We start from the raw sequence: 232 nt of genomic DNA, 5'->3' as shown, positions 1-232 counted from the left end.
GGCTATCGACGGAGATGGACCTGCGCCTGATGATGGCGATCGGCTTTGTCAGCTTCGTGGCCGGCACTTTCATCATGACGCATCTTACGGCGGACTGGGATTTCTACGAGCTCTTCATCCCGCAGATTCTGCGCTGCTTCGGCCTGATGATGTGCATGGTGCCCATCAACAACATCGCTCTTGGCACGATGCCGCCCGCCCGAATGCGGGGAGCCTCCGGGCTTTTCAATCT

Annotated in this window: 1 pseudogene; it reads left to right on the top strand. The window is 58.6% G+C overall.

Annotation, left to right across the window (positions count from 1 at the left end):
• Window positions 1–232 (top strand): annotated as a pseudogene (locus ACPYOJ_RS37095) (MFS transporter); the annotation flags it as partial.

Source organism: Rhizobium sp. SVR5-9E (assembly GCF_056755095.1).
Note: the sequence above shows the minus strand (reverse complement) of the source record. Positions and strands in the feature narration are given on the sequence as shown.